We start from the raw sequence: 17,788 nt of genomic DNA on the forward strand, positions 1-17,788 counted from the left end.
GGGTAGCACTAATACAAATGGCGTGCCACCACCAAACGACTGATATTCAACGAATTCTGAACTTAATCTTTGCGGTATGCGTAAAATCTACAACGTAGATACTTAGAAATGACTGGGTCGGAGCATTGCATCATGCAAAAACTGGTTAAGTGGCGTATCGCTAACGCGCTCGGATTTCAAGCGATATGGTTTGCTTGCATCTTTGGACAAACACAGTGGCTTGTGATCCCGCTCTTGCTATTGGCAGTCCATTTTGTGTGCGTGCCAGATAAACGCAATGAGATTAAGATTGTTGGGCTAACCGTCTTTTTAGGGGTTATCAGCGATTCACTGCTCACCTACGTCGGTTTGTTTGAGTTTAACGGTCAACAAATTCTGGCCGGATTCATTCCCGTCTGGCTTATTGTGCTGTGGGCAGGACTCGGTGCGACACTCTTACACAGTTTTTCTGCTGTTTTTCATAGGCCTGTGCTGATGCCGCTTATCTTTTCAACATTAGCCCCGGTCAGTTATTTTGCTGGTGAGAGACTCGGTGCTGTATCCATTGAATGGCCATTAATTCCGAGCTATCTGACCATGGCTGGCGTGTGGTTGGTCGTTTCGCTTAGCCTGAGAATACTGTATCAGAAAGTTCGACATTGATGCTCAGTTGTCGAGCGAGCATCGAGACCTAATTACCTGTCGCGGCTCGCTGTATTAACACGTGTTGATCGTTGCAATTAGATAATCTTGACAGGCTGGGCGGAGCGGATCTTATTTAAAATGCTTTCCTTACTGTCACTATCATCAAGGGAAACAACCACTGTCCACTCTCCCTTTTGTGCAGCCGATCGCACTTGTTCATTGGTCATGTCGTGATCAGGTCTTAGCGATAGTAATCCCGATATAAATAGTCCAGAAAAAATGCCAGGGCTGATTAGTGCGATAAAGGTGAAAACGGGATTTTGTCGAGTCAGTTCTGGTCCAAATGAGACCAGAATACCGGCAACAACCGCACCGAATGTCAAACCACCAATGCCCCAAATGATGTGATCTTTGAGCATGCGCTTGCCTATTTTTTGACTACTACCCTCGAGCTTGCGGTTGAATTCATGATCTTTAGGTGCAATCACGTTAATTCGCTGCTCACTCACATCAGCCGACTTAACGAGCTCACTCGCCAGCGACTCGGCAGCGCTTTTACTTCCAAAAACGGCAGCGATACGATTGTCAGTTTCTGGAGAGGGTGAAGACATGTAAACTCCTATGAAGAATAAGCGACCGGGATAGAGCAGACTAAGCAATTTTCATACAGATTATTAAAGGCTAGTCCACACACTATTAGAATACTCAATAAGTTAATAATTTCAACAGCTTGGCTAAGATTCCGCCAACACCTTACGTGGCATTGTAATGAGCGCCTATGAGTACTACACGCTTTCATGCCGTTGCTATTGTACTTTTTGCATCAATGCCTATCGTTTTTACACGCTTTCCAGGTTTCTTTTCAATAATTTGTGGCCTAATTTTTGATGGAGATCACGTTATGCGATAAATCGTTAGTTGACTCAACGGATTAAAATGCAATGACACAGAATGTCGAAATAGATGAAGTATGCCGGATCACTCGCCGGCCTCGGGGAAGAGGTTTTGAGTATTTTGACCGAAGCGGAAAAAAAATCCGTTGCCGACGAACGTTAAAGCGGATTAAAGGCCTGACCATCCCCCCAATGTGGCAGCGTGTCGGCATCAGCGAATTACACGACAGCCATGTACAAGCCGTCGGTTGCGATGCAAAAACACGTCGACAATATATTTATCACCCAGACTGGTTGCGTCAGCGCCAACTCGCTAAGTTCAAACGATTGGCAACCTTTGCATCCGGTCTACCCGATTTTAGAGCCCGTTTTTACAAGGATGCCAAACAGCAAGACTGGAACGAAAAAAAAGTCTGCGCCATCGCCACCTCGGTGCTTGATCAAACGGGGATGCGCATTGGAAATCAGTATTATACTCAGCAGAATGATACCTACGGGTTAACCACATTACGCCGCAAGCATATGGATGTTCAAGACGGCGACATCTTCCTACATTATCGTGGCAAGCATAATCAATCGCGGGATGTAAGGTTAGATGACGACGCGTTAGTCAAGTTGATTATTCAATCCGCAGAACAACCCGGATACAGCCTGTTCAGATTTAAGCGCCGTGGCAAGTGGCTGGATATCAGCAGCGATGATGTTAATGACTACATTCGTAGCGTGACGGGAGACGACTTCAGCGCTAAGGATTTTCGGACGTGGGCTGGCACTCGGCTTGCGATAGCGCTAGCCCACGATTGCCAGCAAGTCGTCAAGGACAATCCGCGCAAGAACTTTAGGGCAACGTTAGTCAAACGCGTTGCCGGTGCGTTAGGCAACACACCTAAAATCTGTGAGGAATACTACATTCACCCCGATGTGCTCAAAGGCATCGTTGAGAAAGACCACCAAGGTAACACCTTTACTCAGTATAAATTGCATCCAGTGTTGGACGAACCGGAGTTGATTGACAGCGAGAAAGCGGCGTTACATTTTATAAAACCTGAGTGTGCAAAGTCTTCTAGTCAATAGGAACAAACTACACAGTCAATGTTGCCATTTGAATACTATTTAATAAAAACAAAGAGTATTCAGATAGTTAACTGTCAATCTAACTGGAATGTATCCTGCTTATCTGTCCAGCATTAAGCATAAGTCGAATACGCTATTCACTCAACGGAGATAATCATGGTCAAATTCATTCAAGCTGGCGCTATTGCTTTGGCGCTCACTTCAGGTTTACTGATGGCCAGTCAGTCGATTGAAAGCACTGCACCGGTTCATTCTCCCATTCAAGATGTCGTCGCGAAGTATCAGCCACTGGACTATGATTTGACGAATCGCGATCACTTTTTGCGCGCTCAACGTATAGAGCATTATCTTGAAAAGGCTAAGGCACATCATAATACAAAATGGTATCGTCAACGTGACGAGGCATTGCGGTTAGCATTGTCGATTATTCAGCATCATCAAAATAGTATTGATAACCCTAGGTCAGGAAAGAGTTTATGAATGTAGGTCACGGCTTCGCGCGCCTCTCGCTGGGTATTTGCACAGCGTTTTTTATTACGGCATGCTCAAGCGTTCCAGATGACGCAGAAACTCAGCCCAGTCAACCCGCTGATGAGCAGAGCCATGTTTCAAAAGAGACTCTCAGCCAAGGCAAAGCCGTCACTATTCAAACATCACAGGGCGTTCTTCAAGTCGAGCCGACAGTAGTGGATATGGTTGATGAGGACGGTGGCAGTGGTGAGCCGACAGTTTACTACGATCCTTTAGAACCCTTTAATCGCGCTATTTTTAAGTTTAACCACGTTACCTACACCTATGCATTACTTCCCGCTGCACGTGGGTATAAAGCTGTGGTGCCAGCCCCTGTTCGGCAAAGCATTGGAAACGCTTTCGACAATATTCGCGAACCGGTCAACCTACTCAATAACCTTGCAACGGGTAATGTCGAAGGTGCAGGAACCAACCTCGGTCGTTTTTTAATCAATTCAACTATTGGCGTACTGGGTTTATTTGACCCGGCGTCGACATGGTTTGACATTCCGCCTCAACAGCAAACGATTGGTGACGCTTTAGCGCATTATCATGTTGGCAGTGGCGCTTATCTTGTATTGCCATTTCTCGGGCAGAGCAGCGTACGTGGCACAACCTCACTCATTGGTGAAGGCTTTCTCAATCCTATTCGATATTTAACGAGTCCGCCGGATACTTATTATCTCTACGGTACTGATGGTTTCAGTGACTTCTCTGAACAGTCGGATCCGTATGAGGAGCTTTATCAACAGGCAGAAGATCCTTATCTGTACTTTCGTAATCAATACCTTCAGGGAGTGAAGCGCGATGCCGCATTCAAGGACTAATCAGAAAAACACTAGCCTCGCAGGTACTCTTGCTGGCGGCATTCTCAAAGCCCGATTTCCAATCATTATTCTATTTGCAATTGTCACCGCCTTCTTAAGCTACACAGCAACGACCTTCAAGATTGACGCATCTGCCGAAACACTGCTGGTCAAAAACAACCCGCTGTTTATACGATCACAGTTGGCTGACCAAACATTTGCACCCGAAGAGTTTATTTTGCTGGCCTATAAGCCAAATTCTGGTGACGTATTCAGTCAGAAATCGATTGCTCAAGTTGAGAACTTGAGCAATAAGATATCCGAACTGGAGCGAGTCAAGTCAGTCGTTTCTTACCTCAATGTGCCCTTAACTGATGAAGAAACATCTCTATTGTTTGGCGATGACATCGCCGACCTCACATGGCAGAAGCAACAATTCAGCAGTTCACGTATGCACTCGTTGCTTGATGACCATCCCATTTACACTGACTTACTAATCAATCAGGAAAAGACCGCTGTTGCCATACAAATCGTGTTTGAGCGCAACGAAAAATTGGATGAACTGAGAAGCGCACAACTTGCCATTAAAAAGAAAAGTTTGGATCGCGCGTTAAGCGAGCAAGAAGAAACGCAACTGGAATTGCTCAAGCAACAAGCAGAACCCATCGAAGCAAATCTGCAAACGCAGCGCGAACGCGAAATCGAAACGATTAATCGTATCGCCCAGTCCGTGTCGGCTGACGCCAATGTGTATCTAGGCGGCTCATACGTGGTGGGGTATCACCTTATCGATATTATTAAGAACGATCTCGTGGTCTTTGGTAGTGCGATTGCTGTCGTTATTGCCATTCTTTTACTGATTATCTATCGTTCGTTTCGATGGGTGGTTCTGCCTCTTTGCTTATGTGGGTTGAGTGTACTGCTCACCATTGGTTTGTTTGGACTACTTGAGCTCAATGCCACTGTCATCTCTGCCAATTTTATTGCGCTACAAATTATTTTGACCTTGGCGGTGATTGTTCACCTAATCGGTTCTTATCGGCAGGCAACGCGTGAAGAAGCACAAGCAGATGATCCAACTTTCTTTATGCTTAAGCACAAGCTAGCCCCCTGTTTCTATGCCACATTGACGACATCAGTCGGTTTCGGCTCTTTAATGTTAAGCGGTATCCAGCCAGTCGTTAGCTTTGGTATGATGATGATGATTGCCATGATAGTGACAATGACGGTAAGCCTGCTGCTATTTCCTTCATTGCTGACATTCTTCAAAACCAGACAAAAACAGCCTCAGAATAGCATTATTGACCGGGCATTAGCCGGCACGCAACATGTGGTGACTCAGTGGCCAATTTTACTCATCGTTGTTACGCTGGTCGCAACCGCAGGCTTGGGTTTAGGCATTAGCCGCCTGAACGTCGAAAATAGTTTTATTCATTATTTCAAACCCGGTACCGAAGTGAGTAGAGAACTCACCTTCATCGACCAGGAATTTGGTGGCTCGACGCCACTTGATGTCATCATTGATGTTCCTCAAACTGAGCAATCTGATGATTTGCTCGTCACTGCGAATACCATCAATCAGTTACATTTAGCCCATGAAGCGTTAAATGCGTTTGAGGCGACAGGCAGCGTCACATCACTGGTGAGTTTTACTCAGTTAGCTAAGGAGGTTAACGGCGGAAAGCCTTTAACAGAGTACGAACTTAATTCGGTGTATTCACTCATTGATAAGGATGTGGCAAATAAACTGATCGGTGGTTACATCTCTGAGTCTGGTGACAAACTCAGAATAGCGATGCGTATACAAGACACCACCGAGGGGCTTGACCGTGCAAGGTTTATCGAGCAAATTCGCGCCGATCTAGATACAGTCGGCTTAGCACCAGATGCCTTTTCCCTGACGTCGTTGTTTGTGTTGTATCAAGATATCTTATCGCGACTGGTTGACTCACAAATCCAAACACTGGGCTTTGTCTATATTGTCTTGGCATTGGTGTTACTACTTATTTTCCGTTCAGTGCGGATCGCACTGATTTCACTGATCCCCAATGCGATAACGACGCTAGGCATTTTAGGTGCAATCGGTTGGCTGGGGATACCGCTTGATTTAATGACCATGACGATTGCCGCGATTGCTATGGGTATCGCGACTGATGACACGATCCATTTTGTGCACAGTTTCCAAAGCGGTAATACGCGGGGTAAAGGGATACAGACAGCGTTTACAGAGGCCGGCAAGCCGATCATAATCACTTCGGTGGTTATTGCGATTGGGTTTTCTATGTTCGCCTTTTCAGACTTTTTACCAAGCGTTTATTTTGGCGCTATGACTGCCGTCGCCATGCTATTGGCGCTCGTCTCTGATATAACCATACTGCCTGCGCTGTTGCATAAATTTGCAGCCAAAGCTGATGCTGAGCCAGAAGGTTCTACGTCTTAGCATCAAGTCTTGCCCTAAAATCATCGTGCTGCAGTCGCGTAGACTGTAGCGCCCTTGATCCGCAAACGGTAACCTCAACCCTTGGCAGATTTTTATCTGGGAGTTCGGGTCACCTAAGTTCATCGATGCCTCTGTTATACGCCACTTACCTATTGATTAGAGATAGCCCATGTTGCCCGGATAAGCTTCATGATATAACACAAGCATTTGCTGAAAGCGTGCATCACGGTTTCGTCATGTCAGATTTAACCAAGTTATAATAAGGACACCCAATGAATCATCCTTTTATTAAAAACCTTGCTGCCAATATATTCGCAACGCTCTTTCTCATCTTCTCCATGAGTTTAGTCGGGTTGTCCATGGTGCATTTTTATGAAGCATTTTATCAGGAAGATTTTATTACAGGTGTGATCAAGGCCATTAATGACTTATTTATCGCGCTGGCTACCTATGAGCTGGCGGTTGGGATATTTAAAGAGTATCGGGAAAGTGAAGGGAGTGATTTGCTGTTTACCATACGCAAAACAATTACACGTTTTGTCAGTGTCGTCATCATAGCGTTGGTGTTGGAAGGTTTGATTATGATCATAAAATACAGCCAGCTTGATCTCGCAGGGAATCTTTTCTATCCCGTGGCCGTTATAGTCTCTGCGAGCATATTGCTAGCCGCATTGGGCGCATTCTTAAAGTGGACGGAAAAGGTTGTTGTTTCTAAAGCGTAATGATCTTTGCGGTACAAACAAAAACACCGAGCAAACGCTCGGTGTTTTTCACTCAAAGGACGATTAGCAATCCTGATCTTTTGCTTCAACGCCTTCTTTGACATCTTCACAGGCATCTTCGACGGCGTTGCCAGCATCGGTGACAATCTCGTCAATTTTTTCACCGGCTTCTTCGGCATTATCATCGCCACAAGCGGCCAGGAAAAAAGTAAATACAGCGATAGCAGAGATTTTTGAAAGTTGTTTGAAGTTCATATGTGTAGCTCCTTGATGTAAGTGTTCGTTTATCTTCGTGATGGTTTTGTCGGTAGCACCGGCCGTTTTATACCGTGGGTCCTTTACCTCTCAGTGCGTTTGCAATGAGTGAAATAACCAGTAGTGCTAAAAACACGAAGAATAAAATTTGTGCGATGCCAGAGGCCGCGCCTGCGATCCCGCCAAATCCAAATACTGCAGCGATGATAGCGATAATAAAAAATGTGATTGCCCACCCTAACATAATATTTTCCTCTTAAAGTTTTAACGATTTCACAATGATTTATGCTTACATCGTGCCAACTTATAAGGTTCTGTTTTTAATAGAAAAAATGCTATTTGAGCTTGTGGTATTTTCGTTTTTTGTAGTTTATGGCAAAACGCTGTGCAGATTTTACAGGTATCTATTTATTATACACTCAATGCGCAATTACGATGTGACATAAAAAAGCCCCACTGGAAATGTGAGGCACGTTCATGTCGATAGGGCTTCCGGTACCGATTAGGTGAGCCACTGCAATGTGATAATGCGTAACAGCGTGAGAGCAGGCTTTGTTCGGCTTGTATCACTGCTAGCGAATTCATTTGCTGCCCCTATTGCCGCTATTGCACCCATCCCTTTTGGCGAGGCAATGAGGTGTTTCATCTGCTGCACAGCATCCGTCTGTTTGACCTGAGCTTCACATTTTTGTGTTTGACACTGTTCAAATGCGCGTTCAGTTGCTTCGTAACCCGGCAGTAAATAGCGCTTCATTGTGAGTCCCCTTCTGAGTTATCAGAACTGAACAACGCGATGGTTCGACGTAAGCTGATTTCCTCTGCAAGTGTCGCAGTCAGGAATGCACAAATCATCATGAAACACACGTTGACTCCAAATATAATGAGAACGCTGTAAACAAGGGCGATGCCAGTAATGGTTAAAAGTACGATCCCCAAAACGCAGAGCAGTATCCATGTTGAAAAAGCGAGGAACACGGTAACGACCGCGGAAAAAAGCGTGCCTAATAAAGCGGCTCGCGCTAAAGCAAATTCGCGCTTTCCAAGTGAAATAGCGGCCGATAAAAATGCTTTTCGTGCATTGTAGGCGCGTTTTAATGAGGTATAAGTGCGGGTGAAAGAAGCATCATCAGAAATATTGTCGTCAGATGCAAAACCGCGTAATGGCTCACCCTGAACCGACGCGTCAGACACGTCGGTAAACACAGGGTGGCTCACGTGCTTTTGATCTCGTTCAAAAGACATGTGCTAGAAATTACTTCTTACGCATAAAAGAGGCAAGCAATGCTCCGGCGGCAAATGCAATACCCGCTGTTGCGACTGGATTTTCAACCGCATAACGTTTAATTGAAGATTGTTCCCACTTAGCTTCCATTTCTTTGCGTTTTTGGGCAACCGCTTCAGATGAATGCGTGGCTGAATTTCTTAGCGTCTCCTCGGTTTTACCAACGCGTTCTGATAACGCATCGACAGAACTGTGAAGCGTGTCTTTAACGCGATCAGCAACGGGATGGGTGCTGCCGGCTGAAGAGTTTGTTGTGTCTTTCGCCGCGAACGTTTCTTTTGTTGTTGACTGGTTCATAGTAGTTAGCTCCTTGTATTGAGATAGGTTCAACGCAAGAGAAGCAGCAATCCGTATACCAATCTATTAAAATTAATAACTGACTGATTTACATTAACTATTTAGTAACCTCAGTGGAAACCTTTCGACTGAGCTGAGCAACTTTGACACAGCAGTGTAATTATTGCACATCAGTTATCCTAACCTTTTAATCCTTCATCTTTAACGACTGTAACGTGTCGATATGCATTTCAATAAGGCGCTTCGCAAACTTTAACTCTTCTATCGTTTCAACCCGTTCACTAATAACAATAGCCTGCTGGAGCATTTTTAGATTGCGTACTTCATAATCATATAGTCTTTCCAGCAATAATTGGTCGATATCATTTGAAAACCATTCACGTGCCGTTAGATACCATCTGCGCATATCGCCGGTTAGGGTTCCATTGATCGTTGGCGTCGTTTCGTGCGAACGTAAGTGGTGCTGTAGCTCAGTGACTAAACGCCTTTTTGTATCGATGAGGCTCGCAAATACACCACGGAGCTTTTCGCCCTCACAGTGTTTTTCAGCATGCTCCAGTAACTCAAGACTGTCGATGCAAACTGCAAGCGCATCGTTAAGCGTAATAGCATCTAGCTGCTGCTGATTTTCAGGTGGGAGATAAAGCAACGGGTCCATGACGATTCCTCACAGGATTGTTAATTCACCATGAGTAGATACAAGAATTGCGCCATTCTCGTTCATCGTCACTGGCCCATTGTGGCGACCTCTGCTTATTGCATAAGGATAGTGCGGAGGTCTTCCTTGCTGATGGGTTTCAACAGTGCGCCCTGCAAGTTTAAGTCTTTCATCTTTGACTCGTCCGCCTCAGCGCCACTGATCACGATAATCGGTGTCGACGTGTTAACCTCTCTCATCTTTTCGGCAATATCGTAGCCGCTCGCGTCAGGCAAAGTCAGATCCAACAAAACGTAGCTAAATTCACCCTGATGCCTTTTAAACGACGAAATCGCGTCTTCGCCATTATGTGCGGTAATCACTTCGAAGTCGCCAATGGCATTAATCAGAATTGCCATTAATGCCGTTGCGTCTAAATCATCCTCAATCAATAGTATTCGATTTGGCGAATTCGAGGCCAGGTTGTGTGACGTTGAATTGCCCGACGGCAAACCAGTCGCCTGAGCTGGTTGTTCGCCAATGAGATACTCGTCTAGCACGCTATTCAATAAGTTAGTATCAACTGGCTTTGGGACCACACCATCGAAACCTTGTGCCATTAGGCTATCAAAAAGGCCCTTATGACTTGCTGCTGTCAACGCGACAACGGGCAAATTATAACCTTGCTTTCTAAGTTGTTTAACGGCTTCCTGTCCGCCCATGACGGGCATATGGATGTCCATTAACACTAAGTGGAATGGTTTACCCTGTTGCTCGGCCACCTCAATGGCGTGTATGGCAGCTGAACCATTTTCGGCGAATTCAACGCTGGCGCCACACTGCTTGATATGGTGACCGGTTAGCCGACGAAGCTCGCGTAAGTCGTCCACCACTAATACGCGTCCGGATACGTGCGTACCTTTCGTTGACGACTGGCTATCGACTCTTTGCAATTCAAATGGTCTTAGCGGCTGTTGACTGATATCACCCGGGTCGATAATGAACTCAAATAAGCTACCTTTGCCACTTTCAGACTCTACGGTAATATCACCGCCCATTCGCTTTACAATTTCCTGACAAATCGCTAACCCTAACCCTGCTCCGCCCTGCTCTGCGCGCATGATGTCTTCAATTTGTGAAAATGGCTGAAATATCATCTCAAGTTTGTCTTCAGACATGCCTCTACCGGTGTCTTGGACGATAAATCGCAAGTAATGTTTTTCAGGTTGTTCAAAATCAGCTGCACGAATTGCCATAGAGACAGCCAACGTAACCTCACCTTTATCGGTAAACTTAATGGCATTGTTGATGAGATTTATCAACACTTGTCGTAGGCGGGTAGCATCTGCAAAAATCACTTCGGGAATGTCCGCATCAGAGCGAAACACTAAGGTAAGGCCTTTGTCCTTAGCAGAAATCTGCATCAACGCATACACATCGGTTAAAAATGCATTGAGTTGGATAGGACGGCTATGTAACTCAAACTTGTTGGCGATGATTTTCGACATGTCTAGTAAGTCATTCAGCAGGCTTAACAGATGCTTGCCATTATTGTGAATAATCGCCAACTCCTGCTGGGCAGATTGATTAGCAGTGTCTGATAATAACAATTCTGTATAGCCTAGAATGGAGGCCAATGGCGTGCGCAATTCATGGCCTAAATGGGCTAGAAACTTATCTTTGGCTTTATTTTGTAATTCCACCTTTTGCCGCGCTAAACGTGCATCTTCGATCTCTCTGCGAGCCAGTACATAACGCAGCATTCGCAAAAACTTTGGCGTCTCGATTTCTTGTTTTGACAGATAGTCCGTCGCGCCAGCGCGCATGACACGCTCATCAATTTGCGGATCAGACTGTCCTGACAATACGACCACCGGAAGGTCGATGTTGCTTTGCTGAAACAGTGTTAGTACGTCTTCCGCCGTTTCTTTACCTAATAGATAATCGAGCAGGCATAAGTGAAAATCACCCGCACGAATGGCATTGATTGCATCAGAGGACGTCGTCACCCAACTTAATACAAAAGACTGATTCGGTACATTGACCAAATAATCTTCTGTGAGTAAGAAGTCGTCTTCGTCATCCTCGACCAACAAGATACGTACAGCTTCAGTCATATCAATTATTTATACTGAGGGAGCTCAACGAACTCTATCCAATATTTGCCAAGCGCCTTCATGAGTTCCACCAATCCTTCGAAATTAATCGGTTTAGTAATGTAGGAGGCGGCGCCGAGATCGTATCCTTTGAGCATGTCCTCTTCTTCCTTCGACGTGGTCAGAATAACCACAGGAATACTGCGTAAATTGGGGTCGGCTTTAATTTCTTTAAGCGCTTCCCTACCGTCCATACGAGGCATATTCAAGTCGAGCAAGATAAGCCCTGGCCGTGGTGAAGTGGTCGCATCACTGAACTCACCTTCGTTGCGAAGATACTGCAGCAATTGAACGCCATCTTCTACGGTATAAAAGGTATTTAATACGCGGCTTTCTTTGAGTGCATCAACTGCCAAGAGCCTATCATCTTCGTCATCATCGGCCATTAAAATGGTGATTGTTTTTCCAGGTTTATTCAATGGGGGCTCCTCCTAAGAATGATGTTTTTTGTCCAAAGGGAACCCCCTTGGTAGGTAGTGTAATAATAAATTTCGCACCATTGCCAAGGCTACTGATTACGTTAATGGTTCCGTTGTGGCGCTCTATAATGCGTCGGCAGACGGCTAAGCCAATGCCGGTACCGGCGTAGTCACTACGCCCATGTAAGCGTTGAAACGGCACGAAAATCTTATCTGCATAACTTTGCTCAAAGCCAATGCCATTATCTTCAAAATGGATATCAATAAACTTTTTTTCGGTATCCAATTGGCGGCTTTCGATTTCTTCTTGAGTGAGTTCGCTGACATAAATATTAATGGTCGGTGCAACGTCTGGCTTTTGAAATTTGAGTGAATTAGTCATTAAATTGAGAAATACCTGCTCCATTTGCGACTTATCTGCGTCAATCGTGGGTAGGTCGCCAACATTGACGGTAGCGTTTTTCTCAGCAATGCGCAATTCTACATCTTCCAATACCGTTTCAAGCACGCGATTGAGGTCAGTTGGCGCGAACTCTTTGCCTCGTGTGGAAACACGCGAAAACTCAAGTAAGTCACTGATTAGCGTCGACATGCGCGCGGCTGCATTGAGCATCCGGCCCAGAAAGTCTTGTCCTCTTTCATCCAATACGTCGGCGTAGCCGGTTTTTATTCTGTCGCCAAACGCGCGGATTTTGCGTAGAGGTTCTTGTAAATCATGTGAGGCGACAAAGGCGAAGTCTTCCAGCTCTCTATTACTGCGGGATAATTCTTCTGAATAAAGCTTTAATACCTGCGTTCTTTTTTCGACTTGCTCTTCTAATTCGAGATTCTGTCGCTCCAATTCATCTCTGTGCTCCTGCTGTTCCCGATTCGCTTTATAGATAAGCAGAAACAATCCGAGGATCAACGCGGTCGTCATAAAGGCCGAAATAGCAAAGGTGAGTTTTGATTCGGTAAGCACTTCGTTTAATTGCGCGCGGTGACCGACCTGAATATTTTGCTCATACAGATTGATTTCTGTAAATAATGCTTCGAGTTGTTGGTACATGGCAAGCCCAACCTCTGTATTTACCAAAGCAAGTGCGTCGTCCATGCGACCTTCGCGTGATAGTTCGACGGTCTCAATCATCTCATTCAGCTTTTTCTCACTCAATTTGAGTGCATCGGCGATACGCTCTTGTTGCACGTCTGACACTGACCTTACTGAAGACAAATTCGCCAGCTTCGGCAAGATATCGTTCAAGGTTTCCGTGTAATCTTGAAGGTAATCAGCATCTTGGGTTAGAAGAAAACCTCGCTGACCGGACTCAACGCGCAACACCCCAACATGTACATCGTTGATTGCGTTAATGATGGTATTGGTATTTTCTAAGTCTTCTTCCAAATCAGTCAGGTTGCTGAGCGCTGTCAGTGCCAAGAATGAATTGGATGTGGTGATGAGCACCGCTAGTACAATAAGCGCTAACCACCCGTATACCGACTGAAATAACATTCTTAGCATACTTGTCCTTGTGGGATATCCCGTGTGAGGTAAGGGTTAGCGCAATGACATCAAATGTTTGTCAAAGTCTGCGAGTACTTGGCTGCAATCTTGCGCTCCCTGCAAAATTTTGGCCAGTGCATCAATGGCCTTTTCAGCAGGTAACTCGCCATTTAACGCCATTTTTACGATTTCAGATTGCATTGAAATACGATTTAATGGCTTACGAGCGTCATGGATCATCTTCTTGAGTTCTGCGACCTGCTCATCCGTCATTGCGTATCTCCTAGTGAAAATAAATTAAGCACTCGCTGTAATATCGCCATACGCATGTAGACGGTTGTATAAAGTCTTAGTGCTGATACCTAACATTTCAGCCGCCAGTGTTTTGTTACCATCCACTTTTTCTAGTGTTGCATAGATTAAATCGCGTTCTACATCATCAATCGTGCGACCTGCCGTTAAGGCTGAAGAACTCGCTTTGGTCGTCTTTGTAAACGGAGACGCAATGGTTTTTGGTAACGTGATCAAACTACTGTCAGGGTCACTCATAATCGCTGCACGATGCACAAAGTGGCGTAGCTCGCGCACATTGCCTGGCCAGTCGTAAGCTTGAAGAAACGCAAACTGTTCCGAAGACCAAGCGAAATCCGTTTCATTTTCTTTATTGAGTTGGTCAATAAAGAAAGTCGCTAAGTCAGGTATATCTTCTTTGCGTTCACGTAATGTTGGAATAGTGATTGGGAACACGGCAAGACGGAAATAAATATCTTCGCGCATGATTTTACTTTCGGCAATCTCTTCGGTTGAACGATTGGTTGCACTAATCACCCGACAGTTAACGGGGATCTCCTTGGTGCCGCCCACACGCGTGACCGTTTTTGATTCTAGTACACGCAGAAGATTTGGCTGCATATCCATTGGCATTTCGGTTATCTCATCAAGAAACAGGGTGCCGTTGACTGCTCGCTCGAAAACGCCCTCTTTCCGACCAACTGCGCCAGTAAAGGCGCCTTTTTCATGACCAAATAATTCACTACCGATCAGTTCTTTGGAAAATGCGCCGCAGTTGGTCGCAACATACTGCCCTTCGCGACCTGTTGCATCGTGGATCGCCGTGGCAACAACCTCTTTACCTACACCACTCTCACCCATCAACATCACGTTCGCGTTGGTTTTGCTCACCCTTTCAATCAGAGTATACAATTCGTGCATCGACTCTGATTCACCAATTAAGTGCCCGAAATGTAACTTGACGGTACTTTTTTTCGTTTTCGGTGCAGCCGTCGATTTTTTTGAACTGAGCGCATTTTCTAACTCTTCCCGATTGATGGGCTTGACCAAATAGTCAACTTTGGGTCCGGTCAAACTCTTAATAATGCCTTTAACAGATGGGTGGCCAGTGATAAGAGTTACACGAGGAACTTTCGATAACGTATTAATCTCATCAATAAGATGGATACCACTGCCATCAGGAAGCATGAAGTCGAGCAGGATATGGTCGAACGTTTCTTGTTTTAGCCATTGCCGGGCTTCTTCTAAAGAAGCAGCAGTCAAAATTTCGTGACCTAAATAGTCAAGAATCGTGCATACAACTTCGGTGAATTCAGTGTCGTCATCGACAAGTAAGACAGTGAGCACAGCGTTCCTTAGCAAATAGCAATAATGAGTATAATAATACCGAGATATTTAATTATTCCAACAAAAAGCGCACAATTTAAGTGCGCTTTAATAACTTCTTCGGTGGCATCAATCCGTCGATACAATATTTAGGCCTACACGTCGAGGTTTTCTACATTAAGCGCATTAGCCTCGATGAATGCTCTGCGTGGTTCAACGTTATCACCCATCAGGGTGGTAAATAGCTGATCGGCACCAATGGCGTCTTCAATAGTGACCTGTAACATACGGCGGCTGTTAGGATCCATAGTGGTTTCCCACAATTGCTCAGGATTCATTTCGCCAAGTCCCTTATAACGCTGAATGTACTGACCTCGTTTCGCCTCTGACATCAGCCATTTGAGTGCTTGTTCAAAGGTAGAGACAGGCTCAGTACGCTCACCCCGTTGAATATACGCGCGAGATTCCATCATGCCGTTAATCGCCGCATTAAGTTCGGCGATTTTAGCGTACTCGACGCTGTCAACAAATTCGGTATCGATTGAATATTCGTAGTCGATTCCGTGCATGCGCATGATAATGGCTAGATATTTGACAGAGTTTTCAATGTCGTCACGTACTTCATAGGTGAAGGTTGCACCTTCGTCATTCGCATCCATAGAGCTGATCACATGTTTGGCAAATGACTCCAGTTCCTCAGCGTTGCTCATTGAGGCTTTTGTTAACACCTGAGAGTAAACCATGCCATTCAGCAGTGATACCGGCATTACGCGCTTCATTCGCCCTATCATGCGCTCTGTAGTTTGATATAACTTAACTAATGCTTCCAACCCAATCCCTTTAATGGCAGGAGCGTCGGCGTTTGTGAAAAGCGATGCATTCTCAACCGCGATAGCGGTGAGATGCTGATTAAGGGCATCATCATCTTTCAGGTACTGTTCTTGTTTACCTTTCTTAATTTTGTACAGCGGCGGCTGAGCGATGTACACATAGCCCCGCTCTATAATTTCGGGCATTTGGCGATAGAAGAAGGTCAATAAAAGTGTACGAATGTGCGACCCATCAACGTCCGCATCGGTCATAATAATAATACTATGATAACGGAGCTTTTCTGGATCGTACTCATCTCTGCCTATCCCACAACCCAGTGCAGTGATAAGCGTGGCAACTTCCTGTGAACTGAGCATTTTGTCGAACCGTGCTTTTTCCACATTCAGAATCTTCCCTTTTAAAGGCAAGATAGCTTGATTTTTGCGGTTTCGACCTTGCTTTGCCGAGCCACCCGCAGAGTCACCCTCCACAATATAGAGTTCACTGTGGGCCGGGTCTTTCTCCTGACAGTCAGCCAACTTACCCGGTAACCCAGCTAAATCTAGTGCACCCTTGCGCCGCGTCATCTCGCGCGCTTTACGCGCTGCCTCTCTTGCACGCGCCGCATCAATGATTTTGCCAGCAATGATTTTGCTTTCCGCGGGATTTTCCAGCAAGAAGTCTGTGAAGAATTCACCCATTGACGTTTCTACTGCTGACTTCACTTCAGACGACACTAATTTGTCTTTTGTTTGCGAAGAAAACTTTGGATCAGGCACTTTCACTGAGACAACCGCCGTTAACCCCTCTCGAGCGTCGTCGCCAGATGTGTTGGTTTTCGCTTTTTTGTTTAGCCCTTCTTTTTCCATGAACGTGTTTAGCGTTCTGGTCAAGGCTGCGCGGAACCCAGCTAAGTGTGCGCCACCGTCGCGCTGGGGAATGTTGTTGGTAAAACAAAAGACATTTTCTTGAAACCCGTCATTCCATTGCATAGACACCTCAACCGAAATACCGTCTTCACGGTCGACTGAGAAGTGAAAAACTTTTTGATGAACAGGCGTTTTGTTCTGATTCAGATATTCTACAAAGGCTCTGATGCCGCCCTCGTACATAAATTTGTCTTCTTTCCCATCACGCTCATCTTTGAGAATTATCGAGATCCCGGAATTTAGGAAGGACAACTCTCGAAGCCGCTTTGCCAAGATGTCGTAATGGAATGTTGTTTGCGTGAATGTGTCATGACTTGGCCAGAACCGCACCATCGTACCTGTTTTATCCGTTTCTCCTGTTGCGGCCAATGGAGCTTGTGGCACACCGTGAGCGTATTCTTGCTCGTATGATTTTCCAGCGCGACGGATGCGGAGTTTTAATTTACTCGACAGTGCATTGACAACTGAAACACCCACGCCGTGCAACCCCCCTGAAACCTTATAGGAGTTGTCATCGAACTTTCCACCTGCGTGAAGTACTGTCATGATAACCTCAGCAGCGGATACCCCCTCTTCAGAGTGTATTTCTGTAGGAATTCCTCGACCATCATCCGCTACCGATACAGATCCATCCGTGTGAATAACAATCTTAATCTCGCTACAATGACCAGCAAGCGCTTCATCTATTGAGTTATCAACGACCTCAAAGACCATATGGTGTAGACCTGTACCATCATCAGTATCACCAATGTACATCCCCGGTCTTTTTCGTACTGCGTCTAACCCTTTAAGCACCTTGATGCTTGAAGAATCGTAATTTTGCTGCTCTGCCAT

General features: G+C 45.4%; 19 protein-coding genes. 6 read left to right on the forward strand and 13 right to left on the reverse strand.

Going from position 1 to position 17,788, the window contains the following annotated elements:
* Window positions 1–132 precede the first annotated feature (132 nt).
* Window positions 133–642 carry a DUF2878 domain-containing protein gene (locus KIU71_RS09700; protein WP_214131087.1) on the forward strand — a complete coding sequence of 170 codons (510 nt, stop codon included), beginning with the start codon at window positions 133–135 and terminating at the stop codon, window positions 640–642.
* Between the two features lie 77 nt (window positions 643–719).
* Here KIU71_RS09700 and KIU71_RS09705 read toward each other — a convergent pair whose 3' ends face one another.
* Complete coding sequence (locus KIU71_RS09705) at window positions 720–1,235, reverse strand: hypothetical protein (protein ID WP_214131088.1); 516 nt, start codon at window positions 1,233–1,235, stop codon at window positions 720–722.
* Between the two features lie 330 nt (window positions 1,236–1,565).
* Here KIU71_RS09705 and KIU71_RS09710 point away from each other — a divergent pair, with 330 nt between their 5' ends.
* The 5 genes from KIU71_RS09710 to KIU71_RS09730 all read left to right on the forward strand — a co-directional run bounded on the left by KIU71_RS09710 (window position 1,566) and on the right by KIU71_RS09730 (window position 7,069).
* The gene (locus KIU71_RS09710) at window positions 1,566–2,591 is read left to right on the forward strand and encodes a DNA topoisomerase IB (protein ID WP_214131089.1); all 1,026 of its coding nucleotides are present in this window, start codon (window positions 1,566–1,568) and stop codon (window positions 2,589–2,591) included.
* A gap of 156 nt (window positions 2,592–2,747) precedes the next feature.
* Window positions 2,748–3,071, forward strand: coding sequence for a hypothetical protein (locus KIU71_RS09715; RefSeq protein ID WP_214131090.1), 324 nt, complete (start codon window positions 2,748–2,750; stop codon window positions 3,069–3,071).
* Complete coding sequence (locus KIU71_RS09720; protein ID WP_214131091.1) at window positions 3,068–3,928, forward strand: MlaA family lipoprotein; 861 nt, start codon at window positions 3,068–3,070, stop codon at window positions 3,926–3,928. The genes KIU71_RS09715 and KIU71_RS09720 overlap by 4 nt, the downstream gene beginning before the upstream one ends.
* Window positions 3,909–6,347 carry an efflux RND transporter permease subunit gene (locus KIU71_RS09725; protein ID WP_214131092.1) on the forward strand — a complete coding sequence of 813 codons (2,439 nt, stop codon included), beginning with the start codon at window positions 3,909–3,911 and terminating at the stop codon, window positions 6,345–6,347. Before KIU71_RS09720 ends, KIU71_RS09725 begins: the two co-directional genes overlap by 20 nt.
* A gap of 272 nt (window positions 6,348–6,619) precedes the next feature.
* Window positions 6,620–7,069, forward strand: a complete 450-nt coding sequence (locus KIU71_RS09730) for a hypothetical protein (RefSeq protein WP_214131093.1) — start codon at window positions 6,620–6,622, stop codon at window positions 7,067–7,069.
* A gap of 63 nt (window positions 7,070–7,132) precedes the next feature.
* Here the strand turns inward: KIU71_RS09730 and KIU71_RS09735 are convergent, their stop codons facing one another.
* The 12 genes from KIU71_RS09735 to gyrB all read right to left on the reverse strand — a co-directional run bounded on the left by KIU71_RS09735 (window position 7,133) and on the right by gyrB (window position 17,788).
* Window positions 7,133–7,324, reverse strand: a complete 192-nt coding sequence (locus tag KIU71_RS09735; RefSeq protein ID WP_214131094.1) for a hypothetical protein — start codon at window positions 7,322–7,324, stop codon at window positions 7,133–7,135.
* Between the two features lie 67 nt (window positions 7,325–7,391).
* Window positions 7,392–7,568, reverse strand: coding sequence for a DUF1328 domain-containing protein (locus KIU71_RS09740; RefSeq protein WP_214131095.1), 177 nt, complete (start codon window positions 7,566–7,568; stop codon window positions 7,392–7,394).
* Window positions 7,569–7,826: 258 nt separating this feature from the next.
* Window positions 7,827–8,078, reverse strand: a complete 252-nt coding sequence (locus KIU71_RS09745; RefSeq protein WP_214131096.1) for a hypothetical protein — start codon at window positions 8,076–8,078, stop codon at window positions 7,827–7,829.
* Window positions 8,075–8,566 (reverse strand): hypothetical protein, encoded by a 492-nt coding sequence (locus tag KIU71_RS09750; RefSeq protein ID WP_214131097.1) that lies wholly within the window; start codon window positions 8,564–8,566, stop codon window positions 8,075–8,077. The genes KIU71_RS09745 and KIU71_RS09750 overlap by 4 nt, the downstream gene beginning before the upstream one ends.
* A 10-nt stretch (window positions 8,567–8,576) precedes the next feature.
* The gene (locus tag KIU71_RS09755; protein WP_214131098.1) at window positions 8,577–8,903 is read right to left on the reverse strand and encodes a DUF883 domain-containing protein; all 327 of its coding nucleotides are present in this window, start codon (window positions 8,901–8,903) and stop codon (window positions 8,577–8,579) included.
* A 187-nt stretch (window positions 8,904–9,090) separates the two neighbouring features.
* Window positions 9,091–9,561, reverse strand: coding sequence for a DUF2383 domain-containing protein (locus KIU71_RS09760; protein ID WP_214131099.1), 471 nt, complete (start codon window positions 9,559–9,561; stop codon window positions 9,091–9,093).
* Window positions 9,562–9,656: 95 nt separating this feature from the next.
* Window positions 9,657–11,657, reverse strand: a complete 2,001-nt coding sequence (locus tag KIU71_RS09765; protein ID WP_214131100.1) for a response regulator — start codon at window positions 11,655–11,657, stop codon at window positions 9,657–9,659.
* A 5-nt stretch (window positions 11,658–11,662) separates the two neighbouring features.
* Window positions 11,663–12,082: a response regulator gene (locus KIU71_RS09770; RefSeq protein ID WP_214131386.1), complete on the reverse strand. Its 420-nt coding sequence runs from the start codon at window positions 12,080–12,082 to the stop codon at window positions 11,663–11,665.
* 25 nt (window positions 12,083–12,107) lie between these two features.
* Window positions 12,108–13,616 carry a sensor histidine kinase gene (locus tag KIU71_RS09775; protein ID WP_214131101.1) on the reverse strand — a complete coding sequence of 503 codons (1,509 nt, stop codon included), beginning with the start codon at window positions 13,614–13,616 and terminating at the stop codon, window positions 12,108–12,110.
* Window positions 13,617–13,652: 36 nt separating this feature from the next.
* Window positions 13,653–13,871, reverse strand: coding sequence for a hypothetical protein (locus KIU71_RS09780; protein ID WP_214131102.1), 219 nt, complete (start codon window positions 13,869–13,871; stop codon window positions 13,653–13,655).
* 24 nt (window positions 13,872–13,895) lie between these two features.
* A complete protein-coding gene (locus KIU71_RS09785) occupies window positions 13,896–15,236 on the reverse strand; it encodes a sigma-54-dependent transcriptional regulator (protein ID WP_214131103.1) in 1,341 nt (446 codons plus the stop codon).
* A gap of 134 nt (window positions 15,237–15,370) precedes the next feature.
* Window positions 15,371–17,788 (reverse strand): DNA topoisomerase (ATP-hydrolyzing) subunit B, encoded by a 2,418-nt coding sequence (gyrB, locus tag KIU71_RS09790; RefSeq protein WP_214131104.1) that lies wholly within the window; start codon window positions 17,786–17,788, stop codon window positions 15,371–15,373.

Origin of the sequence: Alteromonas oceanisediminis (assembly GCF_018474025.1) — a bacterium.
Classification (GTDB): Bacteria; Pseudomonadota; Gammaproteobacteria; order Enterobacterales; family Alteromonadaceae; genus Alteromonas_E; species Alteromonas_E oceanisediminis.

Bases quoted from the DNA above. Each gene is read 5' to 3' on its own strand.
- KIU71_RS09745 (WP_214131096.1), bottom strand. From the start codon at position 8,078: ATGAAGCGCTATTTACTGCCGGGTTACGAAGCAACTGAACGCGCATTT.
- KIU71_RS09720 (WP_214131091.1), top strand. From the start codon at position 3,068: ATGAATGTAGGTCACGGCTTCGCGCGCCTCTCGCTGGGTATTTGCACA.
- KIU71_RS09705 (WP_214131088.1), bottom strand. From the start codon at position 1,235: ATGTCTTCACCCTCTCCAGAAACTGACAATCGTATCGCTGCCGTTTTT.
- KIU71_RS09780 (WP_214131102.1), bottom strand. From the start codon at position 13,871: ATGACGGATGAGCAGGTCGCAGAACTCAAGAAGATGATCCATGACGCT.
- gyrB (WP_214131104.1), bottom strand. From the start codon at position 17,788: ATGGCAGAGCAGCAAAATTACGATTCTTCAAGCATCAAGGTGCTTAAA.
- KIU71_RS09730 (WP_214131093.1), top strand. From the start codon at position 6,620: ATGAATCATCCTTTTATTAAAAACCTTGCTGCCAATATATTCGCAACG.
- KIU71_RS09760 (WP_214131099.1), bottom strand. From the start codon at position 9,561: ATGGACCCGTTGCTTTATCTCCCACCTGAAAATCAGCAGCAGCTAGAT.
- KIU71_RS09765 (WP_214131100.1), bottom strand. From the start codon at position 11,657: ATGACTGAAGCTGTACGTATCTTGTTGGTCGAGGATGACGAAGACGAC.
- KIU71_RS09775 (WP_214131101.1), bottom strand. From the start codon at position 13,616: ATGCTAAGAATGTTATTTCAGTCGGTATACGGGTGGTTAGCGCTTATT.
- KIU71_RS09755 (WP_214131098.1), bottom strand. From the start codon at position 8,903: ATGAACCAGTCAACAACAAAAGAAACGTTCGCGGCGAAAGACACAACA.
- KIU71_RS09770 (WP_214131386.1), bottom strand. From the start codon at position 12,082: ATGGCCGATGATGACGAAGATGATAGGCTCTTGGCAGTTGATGCACTC.
- KIU71_RS09700 (WP_214131087.1), top strand. From the start codon at position 133: ATGCAAAAACTGGTTAAGTGGCGTATCGCTAACGCGCTCGGATTTCAA.
- KIU71_RS09715 (WP_214131090.1), top strand. From the start codon at position 2,748: ATGGTCAAATTCATTCAAGCTGGCGCTATTGCTTTGGCGCTCACTTCA.
- KIU71_RS09710 (WP_214131089.1), top strand. From the start codon at position 1,566: ATGACACAGAATGTCGAAATAGATGAAGTATGCCGGATCACTCGCCGG.
- KIU71_RS09750 (WP_214131097.1), bottom strand. From the start codon at position 8,566: ATGTCTTTTGAACGAGATCAAAAGCACGTGAGCCACCCTGTGTTTACC.
- KIU71_RS09735 (WP_214131094.1), bottom strand. From the start codon at position 7,324: ATGAACTTCAAACAACTTTCAAAAATCTCTGCTATCGCTGTATTTACT.
- KIU71_RS09725 (WP_214131092.1), top strand. From the start codon at position 3,909: ATGCCGCATTCAAGGACTAATCAGAAAAACACTAGCCTCGCAGGTACT.
- KIU71_RS09740 (WP_214131095.1), bottom strand. From the start codon at position 7,568: ATGTTAGGGTGGGCAATCACATTTTTTATTATCGCTATCATCGCTGCA.